The sequence below is a fragment of the Spirillospora sp. NPDC049652 genome, assembly GCF_040675125.1.
In the GTDB taxonomy this organism is placed as follows: Bacteria; Actinomycetota; Actinomycetes; order Streptosporangiales; family Streptosporangiaceae; genus Spirillospora.
In genome coordinates, this window is sequence record NZ_JBFAOF010000030.1 from 1 (window position 1) to 22,104 (window position 22,104).

General features: G+C 69.5%; 18 protein-coding genes, 1 tRNA gene and 1 pseudogene. 12 read left to right on the plus strand and 8 right to left on the minus strand.

Annotated features, from left to right (window positions below):
- Together AB0J52_RS04250 and AB0J52_RS04255 are read left to right on the plus strand one after the other, a co-directional pair.
- Window positions 1–867, plus strand: an 867-nt coding sequence (locus AB0J52_RS04250) for a hypothetical protein (RefSeq protein WP_500180113.1), incomplete at its 5' end; no start/stop codon positions are given.
- Between the two features lie 12 nt (window positions 868–879).
- The gene (locus AB0J52_RS04255) at window positions 880–2,085 is read left to right on the plus strand and encodes a hypothetical protein (protein ID WP_500180114.1); all 1,206 of its coding nucleotides are present in this window, start codon (window positions 880–882) and stop codon (window positions 2,083–2,085) included.
- A gap of 56 nt (window positions 2,086–2,141) precedes the next feature.
- Here AB0J52_RS04255 and AB0J52_RS04260 read toward each other — a convergent pair whose 3' ends face one another.
- A complete protein-coding gene (locus AB0J52_RS04260) occupies window positions 2,142–2,957 on the minus strand; it encodes an ABC transporter ATP-binding protein (RefSeq protein WP_500180115.1) in 816 nt (271 codons plus the stop codon).
- Window positions 2,914–3,867, minus strand: coding sequence for an ABC transporter permease (locus tag AB0J52_RS04265; protein ID WP_500180116.1), 954 nt, complete (start codon window positions 3,865–3,867; stop codon window positions 2,914–2,916). The genes AB0J52_RS04260 and AB0J52_RS04265 overlap by 44 nt, the downstream gene beginning before the upstream one ends.
- 117 nt (window positions 3,868–3,984) lie before the next feature.
- On the opposite strand from AB0J52_RS04265, the gene AB0J52_RS04270 reads away from it, so the two are divergent.
- The 8 genes and pseudogenes from AB0J52_RS04270 (at window position 3,985) to AB0J52_RS04305 (ending at window position 12,098) form a co-directional block, all read left to right on the plus strand.
- Entirely contained in the window at window positions 3,985–4,602 is a 618-nt protein-coding gene (locus AB0J52_RS04270) for a TetR/AcrR family transcriptional regulator (RefSeq protein WP_500180117.1), read from the plus strand.
- A 136-nt stretch (window positions 4,603–4,738) separates the two neighbouring features.
- On the plus strand, window positions 4,739–4,999 hold the full coding sequence (locus AB0J52_RS04275) for a hypothetical protein (RefSeq protein ID WP_500180118.1): 261 nt from the start codon (window positions 4,739–4,741) through the stop codon (window positions 4,997–4,999).
- A gap of 197 nt (window positions 5,000–5,196) precedes the next feature.
- Window positions 5,197–8,172 (plus strand): CLIPPER-2 domain-containing protein, encoded by a 2,976-nt coding sequence (locus AB0J52_RS04280; RefSeq protein ID WP_500180119.1) that lies wholly within the window; start codon window positions 5,197–5,199, stop codon window positions 8,170–8,172.
- A 194-nt stretch (window positions 8,173–8,366) separates the two neighbouring features.
- Window positions 8,367–9,083, plus strand: coding sequence for a L,D-transpeptidase (locus tag AB0J52_RS04285; RefSeq protein WP_500180120.1), 717 nt, complete (start codon window positions 8,367–8,369; stop codon window positions 9,081–9,083).
- 84 nt (window positions 9,084–9,167) lie between these two features.
- Window positions 9,168–10,352, plus strand: a complete 1,185-nt coding sequence (locus AB0J52_RS04290) for a serine hydrolase domain-containing protein (RefSeq protein WP_500180121.1) — start codon at window positions 9,168–9,170, stop codon at window positions 10,350–10,352.
- A gap of 103 nt (window positions 10,353–10,455) precedes the next feature.
- Window positions 10,456–10,698 (plus strand): annotated as a pseudogene (locus tag AB0J52_RS04295) (DUF7662 domain-containing protein); the annotation flags it as partial.
- Between the two features lie 69 nt (window positions 10,699–10,767).
- Window positions 10,768–11,397, plus strand: a complete 630-nt coding sequence (locus tag AB0J52_RS04300; protein WP_500180129.1) for a YaaA family protein — start codon at window positions 10,768–10,770, stop codon at window positions 11,395–11,397.
- Window positions 11,394–12,098, plus strand: a complete 705-nt coding sequence (locus AB0J52_RS04305; RefSeq protein ID WP_500180122.1) for a GIY-YIG domain-containing protein — start codon at window positions 11,394–11,396, stop codon at window positions 12,096–12,098. The genes AB0J52_RS04300 and AB0J52_RS04305 overlap by 4 nt, the downstream gene beginning before the upstream one ends.
- Window positions 12,099–12,658: 560 nt before the next feature.
- Here AB0J52_RS04305 and AB0J52_RS04310 read toward each other — a convergent pair.
- The 4 genes from AB0J52_RS04310 to AB0J52_RS04325 form a co-directional block, all read right to left on the minus strand.
- Window positions 12,659–13,870, minus strand: coding sequence for a DUF4365 domain-containing protein (locus tag AB0J52_RS04310; RefSeq protein ID WP_500180123.1), 1,212 nt, complete (start codon window positions 13,868–13,870; stop codon window positions 12,659–12,661).
- A 274-nt stretch (window positions 13,871–14,144) separates the two neighbouring features.
- A complete protein-coding gene (locus tag AB0J52_RS04315) occupies window positions 14,145–14,450 on the minus strand; it encodes a hypothetical protein (RefSeq protein ID WP_500180124.1) in 306 nt (101 codons plus the stop codon).
- Window positions 14,451–15,120: 670 nt separating this feature from the next.
- Window positions 15,121–15,194, minus strand: a tRNA-Pro gene (locus AB0J52_RS04320).
- Between the two features lie 110 nt (window positions 15,195–15,304).
- Window positions 15,305–16,204 carry a metallophosphoesterase gene (locus AB0J52_RS04325; protein WP_500180125.1) on the minus strand — a complete coding sequence of 300 codons (900 nt, stop codon included), beginning with the start codon at window positions 16,202–16,204 and terminating at the stop codon, window positions 15,305–15,307.
- A gap of 98 nt (window positions 16,205–16,302) precedes the next feature.
- Between AB0J52_RS04325 and AB0J52_RS04330 the strand changes: the two genes are divergently transcribed.
- Window positions 16,303–16,761: a GatB/YqeY domain-containing protein gene (locus tag AB0J52_RS04330; protein WP_500180126.1), complete on the plus strand. Its 459-nt coding sequence runs from the start codon at window positions 16,303–16,305 to the stop codon at window positions 16,759–16,761.
- Between the two features lie 106 nt (window positions 16,762–16,867).
- Here the strand turns inward: AB0J52_RS04330 and AB0J52_RS04335 are convergent, their stop codons facing one another.
- Window positions 16,868–19,186 (minus strand): penicillin-binding protein, encoded by a 2,319-nt coding sequence (locus AB0J52_RS04335; RefSeq protein WP_500180127.1) that lies wholly within the window; start codon window positions 19,184–19,186, stop codon window positions 16,868–16,870.
- A 338-nt stretch (window positions 19,187–19,524) separates the two neighbouring features.
- Here AB0J52_RS04335 and AB0J52_RS04340 point away from each other — a divergent pair, with 338 nt between their 5' ends.
- A complete protein-coding gene (locus AB0J52_RS04340) occupies window positions 19,525–19,836 on the plus strand; it encodes a WhiB family transcriptional regulator (RefSeq protein WP_026412288.1) in 312 nt (103 codons plus the stop codon).
- A gap of 739 nt (window positions 19,837–20,575) precedes the next feature.
- Here AB0J52_RS04340 and bagB read toward each other — a convergent pair.
- Entirely contained in the window at window positions 20,576–21,724 is a 1,149-nt protein-coding gene (bagB, locus tag AB0J52_RS04345) for an ATPase BagB (RefSeq protein ID WP_500180128.1), read from the minus strand.
- Between the last annotated feature and the right edge of the window lie 380 nt (window positions 21,725–22,104).

Consider the following 22,104-nt stretch of genomic DNA (forward strand, 5'->3'; position numbering starts at 1 on the left):
GGCGGCGGCAGCGGCGGCGGCCCCGGCAACCGCGCGACCCCGAGCGCCGCGATCGACACCCGCGCCTTCCTGTTGGCGAGCGCCGACACCGCCGCCAAGCAGCCCACCGCGCACGGGAACTGCTGGTACCAGCGCACCCGCGCCTACCAGGAGGCGGGCGCGATCCCGCCCAGCAAGGCGAAGCCCGACATGAAGCCGCTGCCGTACCGGGCGCGCACCGCCGCCAGCGGTGAGGACTGGGTCTGCGGCCTCCCCGGCAAGAGCGACGTGCGGCTGCGCTCGCGCGGGCCGCTGGACATCCGCGTCACCTTCCCCACCAAGAAGGACGAGGCGGCCTGGCGCACGGCGGGTTCCCCCGCCCTGGACGTCAACGGCGGCACCACCGCGACCAAGCCGTTCACCACCACGTACGAGAAGTCCTCGCACATGGTGAACCCGGTGATCGGCTCCCACGAGATCGTGTGGAAGTCCGTCCCGAACCTGCCCGCCACGAAGTCCGGCCTGGACTCCTACCTGCGCGACCTCTGGCGGCAGGACCGCAAGGGCGGCGCGCACGGCTACACGGCCCCCGCCTCCTACTGCCAGTACGTCTTCGTCGCCGCGTGGGACCTGTTCATGGCCCCGACCTCGTCCGGGACCAGGTCGTCCCTGTACCGGATCCTGGCCGACTGCCCGTCCCTGCGCGCCACCGGACGCGTCACCGACTCCGCAGGCCGTCGCGGCGTGGCGCTCACCTCCGAGGGCGTCCGCCTCGTCGTCGATCCGGCCAACGCGCAGCTCCTGGAGTTCGACCAGGGCGGCGGCGACCGCCTCGGCTTCGAGAAGCAGGGCTGGGTCACCCGCATCGGCGCCCGTCCCACCCACTGAGAAGGACCACACATGCGCAGATCCGCCATCGCCCTCCTCACGCTCGCGCTGGCCGCCACGGCGTCGCCGGTGTCCGCCGCCACGGCGACGCCAGGGCCCGCCGCCCCGGCCGGCGGTCCGAAATGGCAGCAGTTCGGCGTGCCCGTGAAGGAGCGCACCAACATCCTCGGCGTCACCGCGACCGCCCGCGACGACGCCTGGGCGGGCGGCCTCGTCCTCAGGCCGAACGCCGGACCGCCGGTCGCCAAGCCGCCCGAACTGCGCCGTTCGAAGGCGGCGCAGGTCGGCGATTGCCCCGACAAGGAGGTGTTCGAGACCCTCATGCTCCACTGGAACGGCAGATCCTGGAAGCGGACGGCCATGCCGGACGTCGGCCGCATCAACCGGGTCAGCGCGTCGAGCGCGAAGGACGTGTGGGCGTCGGCCGACTGCGCGCTCCTGCACTGGAACGGACGCGCCTGGTCGCAGGTCGCCTACCAGCCGATCCCAGGGGCTCAGCAGTCCGGGAACGGGGACGTCAGCGCCGTCTCCGCCCGGGACGCGTGGCTGACCGGCGACACCTACGATTCGAGGACGCAGGTCGAGCGCAGCTTCATCCAGCACTGGGACGGGCGGCGGTGGCGGAACGTCCGGCTGCCCGCCCTCGGTGACTCCTTCGGCCTGCAGGCGATCGACGCGCGCGGCCCGAATGACGCGTGGGCCGCCGGGACCGATTACACCAAGAACGACACCCGGCCCGAGCGCGTGATCCTGCTGCACTGGGACGGACGGTCCTGGAAGCGCGTCCCCGCGCCGTCCACCGGCGACTGGACGACCCGGATCCAGCGCCTGCGGATGGTGTCCCGGAACGACGTCTGGATCACCGGAACGAGCAAGCGGAAGCCGGACTGGGAGGAGATCCGCCGCCCGCTGCTCCTGCACTGGAACGGCCACGCGTGGTCCGCCGCGAAGGTGCCGGACGGGCGCGGTGAGCTGTACGACGTCGCCGTGAGCGGCGACCGCGCGATCGCCGCCGGTGACACGTACGCGCCGTCCCTGCCGGACTACACGTCCTACACCCTGCGCCGCACCCCGACGGGCTGGCGGGAGACCACCTCCCCGGTCTCCGGGAAGGCGGTCGTCGAGGGCCTGGCGGCAATCCCCGGCGGCGGCATGTGGAGCGTGGGCACGAGCGGCGACGAGCAGCACATGACACCGTTCATCGCCCGCTGGAACTGATGGATACCGGGGCCGGGACGGGAATCGACAACCCCGTCCTGGCCCCGATCTTTCGGCTACTTGCCGCGCTCGGTGAAGTCCTCGTACGCGGCCAGGACGTCGTCGGTCGGGCCGTCCATGCGCAGCACCCCGGACTCCAGCCACAGCGTCCGGTCGCAGGTCTCGCGGATGGTGGAGGTGCTGTGGCTGACCAGGAACACGGTTCCGGCCTCCTGGCGGAGTTCCTCGATCCGCTCCTTGCTGCGCCGCTGGAAACCGCTGTCGCCTGTGGACAGCGCCTCGTCGATCAGCAGGACGTCGTGCGTCCTGGCGGCGGCGATCGAGAACCGCAGGCGGGCGGCCATGCCGGACGAGTAGGTCCGCATCGGCATGTGGATGAAGTCGTCGCGCTCGTTGATCCCGGAGAACTCGACGATGCCCTCGTAGCGCTCGCGGGTCTGCTCCGGTGTCATGCCCATCGCGAGGCAGCCGAGCGCGACGTTCCGCTCGCCGGACAGGTCGTTCATCAGCGCCGCGTTCACCCCGAGCAGCGACGGCTGCCCGTCGGTGTAGACGCGTCCGCGCTCGGTCGGGAGAAGCCCGGCGATGGCGCGCAGCAGCGTCGACTTCCCGGACCCGTTGGTGCCGACCAGCCCGACCGCCTCGCCCCGGCGCGCGACCAGGCTGACGCCTTTGACGGCGTGCACCTCGCGCGTCCCTGGCAGGGCTCGGCGGCTCGCGAGGCGTCCGAGCGCGGACGATGCGCTGCCGCGTCCCGTCCCCGATCCGTGCACCCGGTAGACGACATGGACGTCCTCCACGATCACCGTGGGTGGGGGTTTCCGCAGGTCAGCCACGACCGTACTCCTCCTCGGCCCGCCAGAAGCAGACATAGCCCCCGATGCCGACCGCCAGAGCCCAGCCGGCGGCGAGCGCCCACACGTGCGCGGGCAGGCTGGACGCGGGCACCGAGCGCATCAGCGCGTACCGCATCAGGGTGATGAAGACGTGGGCGGGATTGGCCTCCAGCAGCGTCCCGGCCCACGCGGGCGCGTGCCTGGTGAGAGTGGCCAGGTTGTAGAACACGCCGGAGAAGTACAGCCAGGTGCGTGTCACGAACGGCACGAGCTGCGCCGCGTCGGTGTACTTCGCTCCGACGCGCGCCATCAGCAGCGCGAGCCCCATGTTGAACAGCGTCTGGGTGAGCAGGACGACCGGGACGAGCAGCCAGCGCGCCGTGAGCGGCTCCCCGGACGCCAGGACGATCACCGCGAGCACTCCGGTGGAGAACAGCGTCTGCTGCAGTTGGTTGAGCGTCAGCGCGATCGGCAGGCAGGCGCGCGGGAAGTGCAGCGCGCGGATCAGGCTCAGGTTCCCCTGGACGGCCCGCGTCCCGGCGAGGACGGTCGCCTGCGTGAAGGTGAAGACGAACACGCCGGTGCACAGGTACGGGACGAAGTGCGGGATCCCGTTCCGGGTGCCCATCAGCACCCCGAAGACCAGGTAGTAGACGCCCGCGTTCAGCAGCGGCGTCATGACCTGCCAGAGCTGGCCCAGCCTGGCGCTCGCGTACATCGAGGTGAGCCGGGCGGTGGCGTACGCCGTGACGAAGTGCCGCCGGGACCACACCTGCCGGGTGTAGTCGAGAAGGCCCGGCCTGGCCCCGCTGACCCGGAGCCCGTACCGGGCGGCCAGCTCGTGCGGCGCAAGGCCGTCCTCGTCGGTCTCGAACTCGGTCTCGGGCAGGGGCCCGGCGACGGTCTCGGGCAGGGGCGGTGACGTGCGGATTCCCGGATGGGTCATGCTGCTCGCCTTCGGCACGATGGATAGAACGGTACCGTTTCGTCGTATCGACTTCACCGTAGGCCGGCGATGGACGGAACGCAACCGTTCCGTCCACTCGGGATAGGCTCGGCGTCCATGACGACCCAGCCCCGGCCGCGCCGGGCCCCGAGCGGGGCCGCCGTCCTGCGCGAGGACATCACCGACTCGCTCCGCGCCGCCGTCTTCGAGGAGCTCGCGGCGGTCGGCTACGGCCGGCTCTCGGTCGAGGCGGTCGCCCGGCGCGCCGGCGTCGGCAAGACGGCCGTGTACCGGCGCTGGCCGTCCAAGCTGGAACTGGTCATCGACGCCGTCTCGGCCGTGGCGGCGCTCCGCATCCCCGTCCCGGACACCGGCTCCCTGCTCGGGGACGTCCGGGCCCTGCTGCAGATCCTCGGCCGCGCGCTCCGGCACCCGCTCGCCGCCCAGATCGTCCCGGACCTGCTGGCCGAGGCCGCGCGCACCCCCGAGATCGCCCGGACGCTGCAGAAGGCGCTCCACGAGACCCAGCGGGACATCACGGCCAAGGTCTTCGGCAGCGCCGTCGCGCGCGGCGAGCTCGCCGAGGCCGCCGTCGCCGAGGGGGCCGGCGCGGACCTCGCCCTGGACCTGCTGACCGGCCCGCTCTACTGGCGGCTGACCGTCCTGCGCGCCGCCCCCACGTCCGCGTACCTGGACGACCTCGCCGCCACGGTCGTCGCCGCGCTCACGCGCTGAGAAGGTGTCGCGGCTGCCACCGGCGGCCCCGGCAGATCGCCACAAGCGCGGACGAATCGACGGTTGTGCGGGGAAGAACGCCGTCGACACGCCACCAATCCCGGGCGTATTCGAACAGGTGTTCTAGCATGGGGCCATGCACCTCGACCAATCCGTCACCGCAGAGATCACCGCGACGGGCCGCCCCGTCCGCCTCATCCGTCCGGACGGCAGCTACTTCGGCGTCCGCCGCGTCATGGCCGAATGGCAACCGCCGGGAGCGCCGCGCCTGCTCCGCCTCCACGTGACCACCCCCGGCGGGGCGCCCGCCATCGCCGAGGTCACCGCGTCCGCCCCGGACGCGTCGGCCCCCTCGGACGCTCCACCCGCCTGGCGCCTGCGCCAACTCTGGACCTGACCTGACCGCGGTTCGACGAAAGCAGGCCCCGTCGCGCGATCCCCGGGCCGGACCGCGCCCGATTCGGCGGCGTTGTCCAAAACGCACCGCTGACCGGCGGAAACATGGACCGCTCCTGGCCATGCCATGGAGGTACCCCATGATCGGTAGCGGGTAGGCCACGCTCCGTATTGATCATGATGGGCCCTGGGGGAGACATGGGTGGTCCACGCGCGGGCGGAGTGTTCCGCCGGCTGAATCCGACGAGAGCGCTCACCGCGGTCATGGTGTGCGGGACGATGCTGGCGGCGGCGATCGTCCCGGCGACGGCCGCGCCACCTCGTCCACCCGGAGGGAAGGGGAGGCATCCCGCCGTCCCGGCGGCGGCGCCGGGAACGCCCGGACTGCCCCAGCCGCCCACGACGGTGTTCAGTGAGGACTTCGAGAACCGGCAGTCGACCCTGCCCGTCCGGCTGAACAACTACACCGGCGCGACCGGGATGACCTACACCGCCGACCAGGCGTGGCTGCAGAACTGCAACGGCTGGGTCGCCCGCTACCAGGACCCGGCCGGAGGCAACGCGTCCGTCCAGCCCCAGGTGAACGACTGCACCCCGGCGACGGGCGGCCCCGGCACCCCGGGGGCCACGGCGTGGAACCGCGTCCGGGAACTGTCCCGGGCGCTCGGCGTCCTCAACGGGACGAGCCCGGCGGCGGCCAACCTCGCGGTCAGCGCCTACACCAACGGGCACGTCAACAACGGCGACCCCGGGCCGAACAAGGTCGAGTTCCAGACCGCCCAGGAGATCCCGCTGACCGAGCACGGCCGGTTCCTGACGTTCTCGGTGAACGCGGCGGAGACCAGCTGCGACACCAACCACAACCACGCCCTGCTCGACTTCTTCCTGTTCCACGGCTCGACCGTGACACCGGTGTCCAGCCAGTCGGTCAACCCGTGCATGCGGGGGACGCAGGTCCAGACGGGTTTCTGGGCGGGCACCTTCCCCGGTGACGCGCCGATCCTGTACACCGACCCGTCCGTCGGGATCATGATGCGCAACGCGCAGGGCAGCGGCAACGGCAACGACCACGCGTTCGACGACATCCGGCTGCTGGACGTGTCGCCGCAGCTCGACAAGTCGTTCAGCCCCACCCGGGTCGAGGTCGGCCAGACCTCGACCATGACGATCACCGTCACCAACACCAGCGACCTGCTCGCCAAGAACGGCTGGTCGTTCACCGAGACGCTCCCGCCCGGCCTGCGCCTGGCGTCACCGTCCGACGCGAGCACGGACTGCCCGGCGGGCACCCTCTCGGCGCCCGCCGGCGGCACGCAGCTCTCGCTGTCCGGCGGCAACCTGAACGCGGGCCAGCCGTCCTGCCGGATCACCGTCCAGGTCACGTCCGACACCGCCGGCACCTACACCAACGACGCCTCGAACATCACCGACTCGGTGGGCCTGAACCCGCCGGGCGAGTCGACGGTCACCTTCAACGAGGTACCGTTCGCCTCGATCCACATGACGAAGGCGGCGGACCGGCAGTCCTTCTCGGCCGCCGACGAGACCATCCAGTACACCTACGACGTCACCAACACCGGGTCCGAGCCGCTGACCAACGTGCGCATCGACGACAACCTGCCCGGCCTGTCGGCGGTCGTCTGCGACGAGACGGACCTGGCGCCGCAACAGAGCACGATCTGCCGGGCCACCTACGTCACCACGCAGGCGGACGTGAACGCCGGATTCATCGCGAACGCCGCGACGGCGACCGGAACCGATCCGGACGGGAACGACGTCACCGACGACGACAACCTCACCATCCCGGCCGCCCGCAGTCCCATGCTCGCCCTGCGGAAGACGGCGGACGAGCCGTCCTTCTCCGCCGCGGACCAGACGATCACCTACCGGTACCACGTCGTCAACACGGGCAACACCACGCTGGAGAACGTGACCGTCTCCGACAACCGGATCGGGCAGTACGCGATCCCCTGCACGCCGTCCACCCTCGCGCCGAACGAGGAGGCGGACTGCACCGCGACCTACACGACGACGCAGGCGGACGTCGACGCCGGATACATCTACAACGTCGCCATCGCGCGCGGCACCCCGCCGGGCGCCATGGAGCCCATCGGCTCGAACCCGGACGACCACACCATCCCGGCCGAGTCCCGTCCCTCGATCAGCGTGGAGAAGTCGGCCGACAGGTCGTCCTTCTCGGCGGCGGGCCAGGACATCCGCTACACCTACCGGGTCACCAACACCGGGAACGTCACGCTGGAGAACGTCGGCGTCGCCGACGACCTGCCGGGCCTGTCGGAGGTGACCTGCGAGGCGACGACGCTCGCGCCGGACGAGAGCACGACCTGTACCGCCACCTACCGGACCACGCCGGAGGACGTGGAGCGCGGCGTGATCCACAACTCGGCGGTCTCCCACGGCACACCGCCGGGCGAGACCGAGCCGGTCGAGTCGGACCCGTCCGACGTCACGATCCGGGCCGCCGAGCAGCCCGCGATCACCGTGCGGAAGTCGGCGTCCCCGACGACCTACTCCGCGAGCGGGCAGCTCATCCGCTACACCTACCGCGTCACCAACACCGGGAGCGTGCGCCTGGAGAACGTCGGCGTCACCGACGACCTGCCCGGCCTGTCGGAGGTGACCTGCGAGGCGACCGCACTCGACCCGGGCGAGAGCACGACCTGCACGGCCACCTACCGGACGACGCAGGAGGACGTGCGGCGCGGCTCGATCCGCAACTCGGCACGTTCGCACGGCACTCCGCCAGGCGAGACCGAGCCGGTCGTGTCGGAGCCGTCGGACGTCACGATCCACGCGAAGGCCAAGCCCTCGCTCAAGATCCGCAAGTCGGTCCGCCCGAAGACCTTCGGCCACGTGGGCCAGGTCCTTCACTACACCTACCGGGTGACCAACACCGGATCGGTGACGCTCCACGACGTCGGCGTCGAGGACGGCCTGCGCGGCCTGTCGGCGATCCGCTGCCCGCAGCGGACGCTCGCGCCCGGCGAGTCGATGACCTGCACGGCGACGTACCGCGTGCGCGCCAAGGACGTGAAGTGCAAGACCGTCCGGAACCGCGCGGTCGCGTTCGGGAGGCCGCCGGGATCGCGCAAGCCGGTGTGGTCCAGCCCGTCGTCCGCGGTCGCCTACGGACACGTCCCGGTGACCGGCTGACCGTCCACAGGTAACTGACCGGGGGCCTGATTCCGTTCGCGGGATCAGGCCCCCGGCGTCTCTGGACTCTGGTCGTGCGGAACCATGCGATCGCAAAGGCGACGCCGATGGGCTCACGCGTCCCGATAGCCTCCCGACCGGCCAGGGCGGACGCCTAAGGCCACGTCCCCGTCACCGGACAACGGAAGCAGAACATGGCGCAGACGCTCCTCGCCGGCACGGCTGCGACACTCACCGCAGCCGTGCTGGCAACCACGAACCCGGCCCCCGCGAACGCGTCCCAGCGACCGACCGCCGGACGCCGGTCCAGCGACACACAGGTGGCCACGCTCAAAAAAGATGCGTCCCGGTACGCCGTCCCCGGAGAGCGCGAGAAGGGCAAAGTCCCTGCTCGCTGGTTCGGCCGCCCGTCCGCGCTCCCGGTGATCGCGTCCCGCCCCGGCTGGGTCCGCGTCCGCCTGGCCCAACGCCCGAACGGCTCGACCACCTGGCTCCGCCGCGAGGACGTGAAGCTCACCAGCACGCCCTACCGCATCGTCATCGACCTCTCCAGCAAGCACCTGAAGCTCTACAAGGACGGCCGCCGCGTCATGTCGGCCCCCGCAGGCGTCGGAGCCCCGGACGACCCCACCCCGACCGGCAGCTTCTTCCTGGCCTTCCGCCAGGGGCCCCCGCGTCCCAACAACGGCTACGGCCCCTTCATCCTCGTCACGTCCGCCCACTCCCGGCGCATCTCCAACTGGGAAGGCTCAGGCGACGCCGTCATCGGCATCCACGGCCCCCTGGGCCGCGACCGGGCGATCGGAACCCGTGGCGCCCGCATCTCGCACGGCTGCATCCGCCTCCACAACCGAGCCCTCCTCCGCCTCCGCCACGTGCCGCCCGGCACCCCGATCGACGTCACCCGCTGACAGGGCACTACAGCCCACTACCCCTTCCCTTCACCAGTGAGCTGTATCGTCCGCGCCCCTCCGCCAGACCTAGCGTCAGGGCCCATGACGAGCTCACCGATTCGGCGTCGCCGTTCTCTCCTGGCCCTGGCCGTCCTCATAACGGGAACCCTCACCGCCGGCTGCGGTTCCGGCGCGAACAGCGAAGGCAGGCACGACGACCCGTCCCGGCTCCAGCGCGACGCCGCCGCGATCACCGCACTGGGCGTGACGGGCGTCCAGGCCCGCATGATCACCCCGGACGGCCGGAACACGACCGCCACCAGCGGCGTCGCCGACCTGAAGACCCGGCAGCCCGTCTCCCCGGACGGCTACTTCCGGATCGCCAGCGTCACCAAGGCGTTCACGGCGACCGTGATCCTCCAACTCGTCGGCGAGGGCAAGCTCCGCCTGGACGACCCGGTCGAGCGATGGCTGCCCGGCGTGGTGTCCGAGAACGGCAACGACGGCCGGACGATCACCATCCGCAACCTGCTCCAGCACACCAGCGGCATCCACGACGACTTCCCCGACTACACCTCGGCGAAGGACTTCCAGAAGCACCGCCACGACACCTACACGGCCAAGCAGATCGTCGCCCGGGCCATGCGCCACCAGCCCGACTTCACGCCGCCGGGCAAGCAGTGGATCTACTCCAACACCGGCTACACGCTGCTCGGCATGATCATCCAGCGGGTCACCGGCCACCCCTGGCACGAGGAGGTGCGGAGCCGGATCGTCCGCCCGCTCAACCTCCAGCACACCTCCTGGCCGGGCACGTCCCCCACCCTGCCGCAGCCGCACGCCCAGACCTACCAGCGCTTCAAGCCCAGCGAACCGATCACGGACGTCACCGACCAGGTCAGCCTGGTCAACAACGGCGAAGCCGGCCTCGTGTCCACGACCGCCGACCTCACCACGTTCTTCCGCGCCCTGCTCGGCGGCCGCCTCCTGCCTCCGGCACAACTCGCAGAGATGACGCAGACCGTCCCGGTCGGCCAGCAGTTCGAACCCCTGATGCCTGGCGCACGCGACGGCCTGGGGATCTTTTCCCACCCCCTCACCTGCGGCGGGACGTACTGGGGCCACGAGGGCGGCGACTCCGGCTGGATCACCGCCACCGGCACCACCCCCGACGGCCGCAGCGTCACGGTCTCCCTGTCAGGCGTCCAGGCCGACACCCCGAAAGACGTCCTCCGCATCTCCCAGGCCGAGAACACCCTGGTGAACAACGCCCTCTGCCCCAACTGAAGCTTCCGGTAGCGCAGCCGCCGACACCATGGCACCGTGGCACTACGCCGAATAGAACGCGTACCGAAGTGGGAAAGCCGTCACGTTCGGAAGGCGGAGCACCATGCCGAGCGAGAACAAGGCCCGAGCCGAGTGGGCCCGCCTAACGCGGTTCCTCTCAACGCGACCCCCAACCGAAAACGCCGTCCACCTCTCCTGGGCCGACCTCTCAAAGATTGTGGGAGGGGTCCCCGACTCGGCGATCCGCCACTATCCACGCTGGTGGCAGGGCGACCGATCCCACGTCCGAGCCTGGCGCACAGCCGGATACACACCGACCGAAATCAACCCCGGCCGATCGGTGACCTTCCAACGAACGGAAACCAGTACCCCACCCCACCAAGAACCCGAGCCCGCAGCATCGCCGGACAACGCGATGAACAAGCTCCAGACCCTGACCGCCAGCGAGACCCTCTTGTTGATCCCGTGCTCCAAAAGCAAAAGACCCGGCGGAGCCTCCGATCCCTGGCACTCCCCACCATGGCCCGCGCCCCTCCTCACGGAACGACGCAGCAATCTAGCCAAAGCCAACGCGGACGAGCGCCACCTGATGCCCGCCTGGCACCGCTATACAGGCGGCTTCTACACGACAGCCGCGCCGCAACTGAGAGACGCCGTAACCCGTGAAACGCCGCTGCTCATCCTCAGCGGCGGCTACGGCCTGCTACACCCGCAAGAACCGATCGGTGACTACAACAAGATCATGCGCTTGCGGGACTGGAAGCCGGGCCTCCTCGAAGACCTCCTGATCAGCGAAGCCCTAAGCCGCAAGGTCACCTCGGTAGTCGCTTTCGCAGCCCGCAGCAGCGACTATGCAAAGCTCGTAGGGCACACCCCCTGGGAACGAGAAGGTATCGACGCACTCCTCGTGACCATCAAGAACGCGGGAAGGGGAGCCTCAGGCAAGGTCCCACGTGCGCTCGGACAAGCCTTCTCCTGCTTCTGGCAGGACCAAGACCCCGACAGGTATCCGAAAGGCACGGCAGTGGTGGAGGTTCGGAAGTGAGCATCACCCGAGAAGACCGCCGACTGGCCACCAACCGCTTCTACGCCATCCTCGACGAGCTGGCCGAGCGACTCGGCGGCCCAAGACTGCTCAAGGACTCCACGCCCTCAGACGGCTGGCCCCAGCAAGGCGTGGAGTTCTTCTTCGAAAACGGTCAAACCCGAGCCGGAGATCATCGGCTCCGCGTCGTGCGTGTGGGCAGCCACGCGCTGCGATCAACGTCCCGCACAACCCTCTGGACCAGGCTCGCCCAACACCGAGGCCCAGTCAGCGGCAGCAAAGCCGGAGTGGGCAATCACCGCGGGTCCATCTTCAGGCAGCACGTCGGCAGCGCACTGCTGCAGACCGGCCAGTGGCCGGCCGAGGTCCAGACGTCCTGGACCCAGACGAAGGTGAGCCCCGCCCAACGAAAAGCCGAGTACCCGCTGGAGCGAGCCGTATCCGAACACATCGGCGCCATGCCGCTGCTTTGGCTCGACGTGCCCGACCGCGAACAACGGATATCCATACGAGCCAACGCGATAGCCCTCCTTTCCCGCAGCATCGGAGGCATCCACCCGATCAGCCCAGGCTGGCTGGGCCTGAACGCACCAAACGAGAACGTCCGCAGCTCCGGCCTCTGGAACAGCGACCACGTAGACGACCCCTACGACCCCACCTTCCTGGACACCCTGGAAGCCAACCTAAAAGCGCTCCCCTGAGCAACGTCATCAACGCTCAAGAACACCCGCCGTCCGCCATCACGCTCAACAGGATCCCCGGCGACCTCCACAAGCGGCCGGACACAGGCCGATCACGAACGACAAGACGCCAGCTCATTGCTGATGAAGGCGACCGGAGCGCCCGGGGCCGGAGGCAACATTCAAGGGTCATGATGACCAAACGATCAAGAGGCCGATTCTCCTCATGGAGAACCGGCCTCTGACCTTCACCAACCTGTCGAGGCGGCGGGATTCGAACCCACGACCTCTCCGTCCCGAACTATCGGCGGCCTCGAGGGCGAGTGCTCACCGCGCTGATGGAGGCGTGTGGTGACGTGCGGGCCGACGAGGCAATGTGTGGCCGTGTTGCTGTACGTCTTGCTGTACAGCTGTCGCTTCGATCTGCGACAGAACCCCGGCATTTCGAGCGCAGCTCCGACCCGTACCGCAGGGCCGGCCAAGGCCGAAGGGCGGAAGGAAGTGGTGGCGAGAGTCCTCGCCCCTGAAAGGCTGCCCAGCTACTCGAGGCGATCGGCTTTCCGCTTGGAAGCTGCGGCACTTTAGGCCTGACTAGCAATATCGGATACCCATTTTCCGGGCTCGGGGATGCGCCAGACGATTCGTATCTGCTCGTCGAGAGGTAGCGAGGGGCCGTAGATGTAGACGCATTGGATCAGGTAGAGGATAGCCAACCGAAGGGCCTCCGGCCCGGTGTCGTTCACCGTCGCCCGGCTTAGCTTGGTCACCTGGCGGACAATACGTGAATCAGCTTCGAGCGGTCCGAGCTCGGCGATGATATCGGGTTCGAGCTCTCCTTCCTCACGCATGGCCAGTATCGACCGCTGCAGCAGGTCTGGTTCGGCCTCGACCCGGTCGATGATGCGGTCTATGACGTATGCGTCGGCTAGGTCCGCCGCGATCTTGGCGTGCTCCGCGGGTTCCTCACCTGTGCAGCTCGGGCACCCTTCACACCCGGTGGGCCCTTCAGTCCATTCGTCGGCCTGCTCAGTGGAAATAAAGCACGAGGCTACCCACATAATCTCGGACCGACTCAGCTCTAGATCTTCCGCGGTCGCGAGGTCAGGGTCGCCCCGTTGGTCCTTCTGTCTGCCTTCTTCTCCGACATCTGGCACTGGAAGATCCGAGCGGATCAGAGATTCCAGACTGACGAGATACGGTTCCCAGTCATGGGCGCTGAGGAGCAATGTCGCACACGCATCCCCCGGGCGCTTCCAGAAGATGAGGTCTTCGTCGTCGCCGTTGACGAAGTGCAGAACGTGGTCCATCGGATCGAAGTCGACTCCGGACATCTCTCCCAGGTGGGTGAGGACGGCTTGTCGGCCTCGGTAGCGGCCGACGTAGCGGCGGGCCTGGGTGACGAAGGAGTCCATGGTCGAGTCGTCCAGCACTGCGTTGGGGCTGACACCGATGACATTTGGGTGATTCAGGGGGCCGGACCGGCGGAGTTGTTGGGTGGCGTTCGCCCAGTACAACTTCTTGGTGTCGGGGTCGTACACCACGCAGTAGACGGGGATGTTCCCGTTCGCCCAGGTGTTGCCGTGCTGGTCGACAGGAACCGCATAGCCGTTGGCTCGGCGCCACGAGTTCCCACCCTTGACCTGAACCTTGATCACGTCGCTCGTCACACGACCGTTCTCGGCGAAGGTGACATAGAGGTCCTCGCCGAAGTCGTTCTGGCCGGATATCTCTTGAACGATGTGGTCGTGCTCTTCGAGCAGGGCGCGCACCGCGTTCACGGCGGCTTGTGCCACGCGCCTTCCCGTTGGAATTCTTGGCATGCCACCCTTTCCAGAGATTCCTCGCCTGCCCGGACCGATCCAGCTCCGGGCCTTGTTGTGGCGTAGGAGCTTTGCCTAGAGAAAGTTCTCATCCGGCGCTCTAGGGGCACCTAGTCACTACGATCCCAGAGATGCGGCGCTTCTTGATTGCCTGGTTGATCTTGGCATTGGTGTGTGCTGCCCTGGCGGTGACGGCTGTGAGCATGTTCGAGTTGTGGGCTGAATCTGGTGGGCAGGGCTGATCAGTTTACGAGCTTGCGAGGGCTGTGCGGGTTTGGTCGGCGAGGCTGAGGGTTGCGCCTTGGTGGTTGTCGATGGTGGTGGTGATGCCGGGTGGCGGGTCGTCCTGGAGGGTGCTGGTGTATTCGTCCCAGTGGTTGAGTTTCCAGGTGTCGTGTGGGGCGTCTCGGGTTTCGCTGTCGTGCATAGTGTCGTTGTCGGTGTCGATCCAGATGGCGGCGACGTCTACGCCTCTGGCCTTGCAGCGGTGGGTGAGGCGGTCGAGCCAACCGGGAGCGTGGAGTTCGGTGGCGAACGGTGCGGAGACGATCACGGAGACGTTGGCGTCGATGTTGGCGTAGGCGCTGTTGAGTAGGCAGCGGTACTCGTGGGGCGGATCTCGCGCTGGTAGAGGGTGGTGTGGCGGTCGTGGGGGTCACCGCCCAAAGAGATGAGCAGGCGTTCGGTGATGCGGCGGTCATGGCGTCCTTGTCCAGGACGGCCCAGCCGGTCAGGTCCGACAGGAAGCGCGCGAACTCAGTCTTGCCTGACCCGGCGTAACCGCCGACTAGGACCAGCAGCGGGGCCGCGGTGGCGGTGGGGACGCGACGGGGGTGTAGCGCGCTGGCTATCCAGGCCTTCAACGCCTCGGGCTGGGGGAAGAACGGCGACAGGTCCACGGGCGAAGTTGGGGTCTTGCCTCGGGCACGGGCGGCCTTGGCCTCGATGACCGAGAGCAGAACATCGCTGGCCCGGGCTATGTAAGGCAACCAGGCATCCGGAATGCGCTCGCCCCGGTCCCAACACGATACCTCGTGCTGGGTGAGGGTGGCTTTCCCGGAGGAGGTCTACACACAGGCCACCGATGAGAAGACGGTGGAGGCGTTGAAGCGACTCGGGGACGCGTTCAGGCTGTAGGCGGCAGGGCGCGTTGCTGTACTTCGCTGCTGTACGCAAAACGTCAAAGCCGCCTTCCATGATCGGAAGGCGGCTTTGACATGGCGTCGGGGTGGCGGGATTTGAACCCACGACCTCTTCGTCCCGAACGAAGCGCGCTGCCAAGCTGCGCTACACCCCGGTGGTGGCTGCCCGGGAGTCGTACGTTTCTCCCGGCGCCTGAACCAACTCTAGCGGATGCCGGGGAGTGCTGTGGACGGGTTATCGGGGTGAAGTGCGCCCCTTTGCCGGTCAGGTCCGGGGGACGAGGGTGAGGAGGCTCGCTTCCGGGGGGCAGCAGAAGCGCATCGGGGCGGTCGGGGAGGTGCCGAGGCCGGCGGAGACGTGGAGCCAGGCGCCGTTGTAGGGGTGCAGGCCCTTCACACGGGGGCGGTCGATGCCGCAGTTGGTGGCGAGGGCGCCGTAGAAGGGGACGCAGACCTGGCCGCCGTGGGTGTGGCCCGCGAGCATGAGGTCGTAGCCGTCGGCGACGAAGCGGTCCAGGTTGCGGGGCTCGGGGGAGTGCGTGACGCCGAGGTGGACGTCGGCCTGGGGGTCCACCGGGCCCGCGATCTTGTCGTAGCGGTCGCGGTTGATGTGGGAGTCGTCGATGCCGCCGAACTCGACGTCCAGGTCGCCGACCTTGAGGCGGCCGATGCGGTTGTTGAGGTCGAGCCAGCCCGCGGCCCGGAGCGAGGACGCCAGCTCACGGTAGGGGAGGTCCGGTTCGCGGCGGCGCTTGGCGTAGTCGGACTTGCTGGTGCGCCAGACGTAGCGGAGGGGGTTCTTGAACGTCGGCGAGTACAGGTCGTTCGAGCCGAAGACGAACGCGCCGGGACGGTCGAGGAGGGGGCCGAGGGCGTCCAGGAAGGGGCCCACGGCGTCGCGGTGGCCGAGGGAGTCGCCGGTGTTGACGACGAGGTCGGGTTCCAGGGCGTCCAGGGACCGGACCCAGTCGATCAGGCGGCGGCGGCCGGGCGTCAGGTGCGCGTCCGACACGTGCAGGATGCGGACGGACGGGCGGCCCGGCGGCAGGACGGGGACCTCGAACCGGCGCAGGCGGAACCAGTCCCGCTCCACCAGTGAGGCGTAGCCGAACGTCGCGGCGCCCGCGCCCGCCAGGGACAGGGGCACGCTGTAGAGCTTTCGCACGGTTCTCCCTCCGGATGCTCCTCGCCAATCGTTCCAGAGTCCTGGACCGGGCGGTAATCCTGATGAGGTCACAGGGGCGCAGCGGGCATCATGTGAGCATGAGTGCCCTGAAGGAGAAGCTGGAGGCCGACCTGTCGGTCGCCATGAAGGCCCGCGACGAGGTGCGCACCCGCACCCTGCGGATGGCGCTGACGGCGGTCAAGACCGAGGAGGTCGCCGGGAAGCAGGCTCGCGAGCTGTCCGACGACGACGTGATCCGGGTGCTGACCCGCGAGGCCAAGAAGCGGCGCGAGGCCGCCCAGGCGTTCGCGGACGCCGGCCGCACCGAGCAGGCGCAGGCCGAGCGCGACGAGCACGAGGTGCTGGACGGCTACCTGCCCGCGCAGCTCTCCGACGTCGAGCTGACCGCGCTGGTCGCCGACGCGATCGCCGAGACCGGTGCGGAGGGCCCGCGGGCCATGGGCCAGGTCATGAAGGTCGTGAACCCCAAGGTCGCCGGACGCGCCGAGGGCGGCCGTGTCGCCGCCGAGGTGAAGCGCCAGCTCGCCCCGTCCTGACCGAGACGGCCCTGGCGCGTGGCCGCTGAGCGCGCGGACGGCTCGAACGTGGAGAGGCCCCGGTAGCGGAGTGCTACCGGGGCCTCTCCTTGCTCGGTGGGCCGGATCAGAAGGGCCAGGACCAGCCGTTGGCGCCCTGGGTGGGCTGCTGACCGGGCTGCTGGCCGGGCGGCGGCTTCTTCGCCGAGCCGTTGCTCAAGTAGAGGATCACCACGGAGTTGAGGTCGGCGTCCGAGCCGGGGCCGGGGGAGGTGGACGCGACCGTGCCCTTGGGCTGGTCGGAGTTCACCGGGCGCGGCGAGACCTTCACCTGGAAGCCCGCGGACTTCAGGACGGCGGTGGCCGCGCCGGCCGACTGGCCCTTCACGTCCGGGATCTTGGTGGTGTCGCCGAAGTTCTTGGTGGGCGAGGTGAAGCCGGGGGACGGCTTGCCCGCCAGCGCGCCGCGCATGGACCGGGCCCAGATCGGCGCCGGGATGTCGGCGCCGTAGACGCCGTAGACCGGGTACTTCCAGGGACCGCGGAAGTCCCAGTAGGCGACCGCGGCGGCCAGGTTCGGGGTGTGGCCGGCGAACACGGCGCAGGTGAAGTTCTCACAGGTGCCGGTCTTGCCGGCGGCGGGACGGCCGATGCCGCCGATGTTCTTCGCGGTGCCCTTGGTGAGGACGCCGGTGAGGATCGAGTTGACCTCGTCCGCGACGCTGGAGTCGACGGCCTGGTGGCAGTCCTGCGCGGGGAGCTTCAGCGACTTGCCCTGCGGGTCGAGGATCTGGGTGATGGCGACCGGCGAGCAGTACCGGCCCCGGGCGGCGAAGCCCGCGTAGGCGGCGGCGAGGTGCACCATGTCGACGTCGTTGGTGCCGAGCACCTGGGACGGGTTCGGGTCGAGCGGCGCGCCGGTGGCCTTGCGCAGGCCGAACTTCTCGGCCATCTTCACCGCGTTGCAGACGCCGACCCGCTTCTCCAGCTCGGCGTAGAAGGTGTTCACCGAGTGCCAGGTGCCGCTCTTGAGGTTGAAGTTGCCCGCCTCGGAGTCGCCGGCGTTGCTGACCGAGGGCCAGGGGCCGCCGCCGCTGAGCTTGCCGATCCGGCACTGCGGATAGTTCACCGAGGTGGTCTGCGGCGAGTTGATCGTGGTGCTGACCGGGATGCCCTGGTCGAGCGCCTCGGCGAGGGTGAAGACCTTGAAGGTCGAGCCGGCCGAGACGCCCGCGCCGCCGCCGTGCGCGGTGTCGGCGGCCAGGTTCAGGCTGGTGCGGCCCTTGGAGTCGCCGAACCGCTTGCTCTGCCCCACCGCGAGGAGCTTGCCGGTGCCTGGCTGGACCATGGCCTCGGCCGCGACCCGGTTGCCGGACGGCGCGACCGTGCCGCGCAGCGCGCTGTCGAGGGAGCGCTGGGCGTCCATGTCGAGCGTCGTGCGGACGGTGTAGCCGCCGCGGTTGAGCTTGTTGACGTACTCGACCTGCCGCTTGCCGGGCAGCGACCAGTACTTGCCGTCCGAGAGCACGTTGAGCATCTCGTACTTCACGTACTCGCAGAAGAAGGGGGCCTTGCTGGACTCGCAGCCGCCGGTCGGGTCGGTGCGGTTCAGCCGGACGGGCTTGGCGACCGCGGCGTCGGCCTGCGCCTTGGTGATGTGGTTGAGCTCCTGCATGCGGCGCAGGACGGTGTCGCGGCGGTTCTTGGCGGCGTCCGGGAACCGGATCGGGTCGTAGGCGTTCGGGTTCTGCGTGATGCCCGCCAGCAGCGCCGCCTGGTCGAGGGTGAGCTTGGCGGCGGGCTTGCTGAAGTAGCGCATGGCCGCGGCCTGGATGCCGTAGGCGCCCGCGCCGAAGTAGGCGATGTTGAGGTAGCCCTCGAGGATCTTGTCCTTCGACATCTTGCGCTCGATGTCGAGGGCGTAGCGCAGCTCGCGCAGCTTGCGGCCGGCCGTAGGGGCGGTCGCCTCCTGGTACTCCTTCTGGTTGCGCGCGCGGTCGACCAGGATGTTCTTCACGTACTGCTGCGTGAGGGTGGACCCGCCCTGCGTGCCCTCGGACTCGACGTTCGACGCCAGGGCCCGGATGGTGCCCTTCAGGTCGAGCGCGCCGTGGTGGTAGAAGCGGTAGTCCTCGATGTCGACCATCGCGGTGCGCATGATGGGCGCGACCTGGTCGAGCCGCACCGACTCGCGGTACCGGTCGAAGAAGGTCGCGATCTGGGTGCCGCTCGCGTCGTAGACGACCGTCTTCTCCGACGGTGGTGTCGAGTCGAGCTTGCTGTCCATGCTCTCGAAGTTCTCCGCCGCGTCCCGCGCCGTCATGCCGGTCGAGCCGACGCCCGGCAGGGCGATCAGCGCTACCAGGACTCCGGCGGCGATGCTCGCCGCGAGCAACCGGAACAGCGTGGAGAAGGCGTTCCCCCGACCTTCGTTCGCATCATGCACGGGACCAGAGTACGCGGCGCGACCAGTGCATTCGGGCCGGGTTGCCCCGCCACGCCGTGATTTAGCCCGAAGATAGTCCTCCCAACCGCTGTGTTCCCGTGGGCGCGCCCAAGCGGCTGACAACCGGCGGCGTGCCTCGTGCGTCAAGTACAGGTAACTAGTCCGTTCCGGCGGTATGGCCCCGGTGGGCTATATCGAGAATGGGCCCATCGGGGACTGTTGAATCGTCCCTCGCTTCCGTAAGTTCTTCCCCACGGCTTTCGTTTGGCGGCCCGACGTCCGCGCCCGTCTGGCCATAGAGCGCAAATCGACACAGACCCTAGGGGAGTGGGGCCAAGATGTGGATCACGGATTGGACCGCCCGCGCCGCCTGTCGTAACGCGGATCCGGACGCCCTGTTCGTGCAGGGTGCGGCGCAGAATCGGGCCAAGCTCATCTGCCGTGGCTGCCCGGTGCGGACCGAATGCCTCGCCGACGCCCTCGACAACCGGATCGAGTTCGGCGTGTGGGGCGGGATGACCGAGCGGGAACGGCGCGCACTGCTGCGGCGGCGACCGGACGTGCACTCGTGGCGCGAGCTGCTGGAGACCGCCAAGGAGGAGTACGAGCGGTCGGTCGACGGCGACGAGAGCGAACTCGTGGCGAGCTAGTCCCCGAGCCCGCGCGTCCGGCGAGACGGCGTTCGCCCCCTCGGCGGAGGCGCGCTCTCGTGGGGAGGGCGTCCGGCCCGGCGGGCCGGCCGCGCGCGAACTCCGCGGGCGCGAACGTGACGCCCGGACGCGAGCACGGACCAGAGCACACACGGCTGCGGCCCCCATCACGGTGAGACGGGGCCGCAGCCGTTGTCATGCCAGGTCAGAGGACATTTCGGCCAGTCCGGAAAGCGAGTCGCCGCCGTTCCGTAACGCCTCTTGGCCGGATCCGGTCACAGTCTTGCGGTTTGCGGGCGGTCTGATAGGGGAACTGCCGTTCTGACGCGCATCGCGGTCATAGGACGACGAATGCCCGGCGGGAGCCATTCACCCACCGGGCATTCGCCGTATATCCGGCAGACACGCGAACCTTTGTGGCGCACTCGCGATTACCGCAGTAAATCCCCAGGTCACGCAGCCCCACGAGCGTGCGACCGCAGCTCGACGTCTGTCGAGAACACGCTGTTCGCGAGTGAGGATGCTCGTGGGGCAGCACCCCCGTTACGGCGCCGTGCCCGAGCCGGACGACACGACGCCACGTGGCGCACGAGAAGCACGCCTCACCGGCAAGCACGCTTCACGACCACGCTTGGCTTGCAGGCGCGCGCGTCTCAGGTGCGCGTCGGCCTCACAGGCCATGCGCGGTTCACGGACACGCGGGGCGGGGCGTGGCGGACGTCGCCGGGAGTGGCGGAGGTTAGGCGGCGGGACGGGGTGTGCCGGCGAGGTCGGCGCCCACACGGTCCAGGCCGTCGAGGTCGTGGACGTCCTCCGCCTGGGCGGGGACGGCGACGACCGGGACGGTCGGATGGGTGGACGAGAAGTGCTCGCGCAGCCGGCTCTCGCGCGCGGCGAGCTGGACGCGGTCGGTGTGCAGGCGCAGCAAGGCGGCGGTGAGCGGGTGCTCGCCGCGCTCCTCCAGCGTCTCGGCGGCGGCCTGGGCGCGCGCGGCGGACAGCAGGTCGTCGGCCTCGTGCACGCGGTTGACGACCAGCCCGGCGAGCGGCATCCGCTCCTCGGCGAGGCGCTCCACGAAGTAGGACGCCTCGCGCAGCGCGTCCGGCTCGGGGGCGGCGACGACCAGGAACGCGGTGCCCGGCGTCTGGAGCAGCTTGAAGGTCTTCTCGGCGCGCTCGCGGAACCCGCCGAACATCGTGTCGAAGGCGGCCACGAACGTCTGCACGTCGCGCAGCAGCTGGACGCCCAGCACCTTGTTGATCACGCCGGTGAACATGCCGAACCCGGCGCTGATCACCTTCACGCCGAACCGGCCGCCGGTCTTGGCCGGGGCGGCGAGGATCTTCATGAACCGGCCGTCCAGGAAGCGGCCCATCCGCTCGGGCGCGTCCAGGAAGTCCAGCGCGTTCCGGGACGGCGGGGTGTCCACGATGATCAGGTCCCAGGCGCCGGAGCGGTGCAGCTGGCCGAGCTTCTCCATCGCCATGTACTCCTGCGTCCCGGACAGGGACGAGGAGAGCGACTGGTAGAAGGGGTTGGCGAGGATCTGCCGGGCCCGGTCCGGATCGGCGTGCGCCTCGACGATCTCGTCGAAGGTGCGCTTCATGTCGAGCATCATCGCGTGCAGCTCGCCGTCGCCGCCGACCTCGATCCGGCGGGGGCTGTTGTCCAGCTCGGACAGGCCCATCGACTGGGCGAGCCGCCGCGCCGGGTCCACGGTGAGGACGACGACGTCCCGGCCGCGCCGGGCGGCGCGCACGCCGAGCGCGGCGGCCGTGGTGGTCTTGCCGACGCCGCCGGAGCCGCAGCACACGATGATCTTGGTGCGCGCGTCGTCCAGCAGCGCGTCGACGTCCAGCGCGGGCGGGGTCTTGCCGGTCGGGCTCATCAGACAGTCTCCGTCGAACCAGTGGTCGTGCGGCGCGTCCGGACGCCGCCCTCCTCCTCGCGCGCCCACCCGCGCGTCTCGCGCGCGCCCGCGTCGGCCTCCCGAGCGTGGGCGCGCGTTGCGAGGCGGGCAACGGCCGCCGCAGGTGCGTGGGCCGCAGCTCCGCGCGCGCTCGCGTAGGCCGCGACTCCTGCGTGGGGGTGCGGGGTCATGCGGCGCCCTGGGCGCGGAGGGACTCGGCCAGGGAGTAGAGGCCGGCCAGGTCCATGCCGTGCGGGAGCAGGGGGAGGGTGTAGCGGGGGAGGTCGAGGGTCTCCAGGCGCTCCTTCTCGCGGGCCTGGAGGGTGGTGCGGCGGGCGTGCTCGGCGGCCTCGGCGGAC

Excerpts from the sequence above, each read along its gene's own strand:
- AB0J52_RS04340 (WP_026412288.1), top strand. The coding sequence starts at position 19,525 with ATGTGGATCACGGATTGGACCGCCCGCGCCGCCTGTCGTAACGCGGAT.
- AB0J52_RS04275 (WP_500180118.1), top strand. The coding sequence starts at position 4,739 with ATGCACCTCGACCAATCCGTCACCGCAGAGATCACCGCGACGGGCCGC.
- AB0J52_RS04330 (WP_500180126.1), top strand. The coding sequence starts at position 16,303 with ATGAGTGCCCTGAAGGAGAAGCTGGAGGCCGACCTGTCGGTCGCCATG.
- AB0J52_RS04290 (WP_500180121.1), top strand. The coding sequence starts at position 9,168 with ATGACGAGCTCACCGATTCGGCGTCGCCGTTCTCTCCTGGCCCTGGCC.
- AB0J52_RS04270 (WP_500180117.1), top strand. The coding sequence starts at position 3,985 with ATGACGACCCAGCCCCGGCCGCGCCGGGCCCCGAGCGGGGCCGCCGTC.
- AB0J52_RS04265 (WP_500180116.1), bottom strand. The coding sequence starts at position 3,867 with ATGACCCATCCGGGAATCCGCACGTCACCGCCCCTGCCCGAGACCGTC.
- AB0J52_RS04255 (WP_500180114.1), top strand. The coding sequence starts at position 880 with ATGCGCAGATCCGCCATCGCCCTCCTCACGCTCGCGCTGGCCGCCACG.
- AB0J52_RS04300 (WP_500180129.1), top strand. The coding sequence starts at position 10,768 with ATGAACAAGCTCCAGACCCTGACCGCCAGCGAGACCCTCTTGTTGATC.
- bagB (WP_500180128.1), bottom strand. The coding sequence starts at position 21,724 with ATGAGCCCGACCGGCAAGACCCCGCCCGCGCTGGACGTCGACGCGCTG.
- AB0J52_RS04285 (WP_500180120.1), top strand. The coding sequence starts at position 8,367 with ATGGCGCAGACGCTCCTCGCCGGCACGGCTGCGACACTCACCGCAGCC.
- AB0J52_RS04280 (WP_500180119.1), top strand. The coding sequence starts at position 5,197 with ATGGGTGGTCCACGCGCGGGCGGAGTGTTCCGCCGGCTGAATCCGACG.
- AB0J52_RS04260 (WP_500180115.1), bottom strand. The coding sequence starts at position 2,957 with ATGTCTGCTTCTGGCGGGCCGAGGAGGAGTACGGTCGTGGCTGACCTG.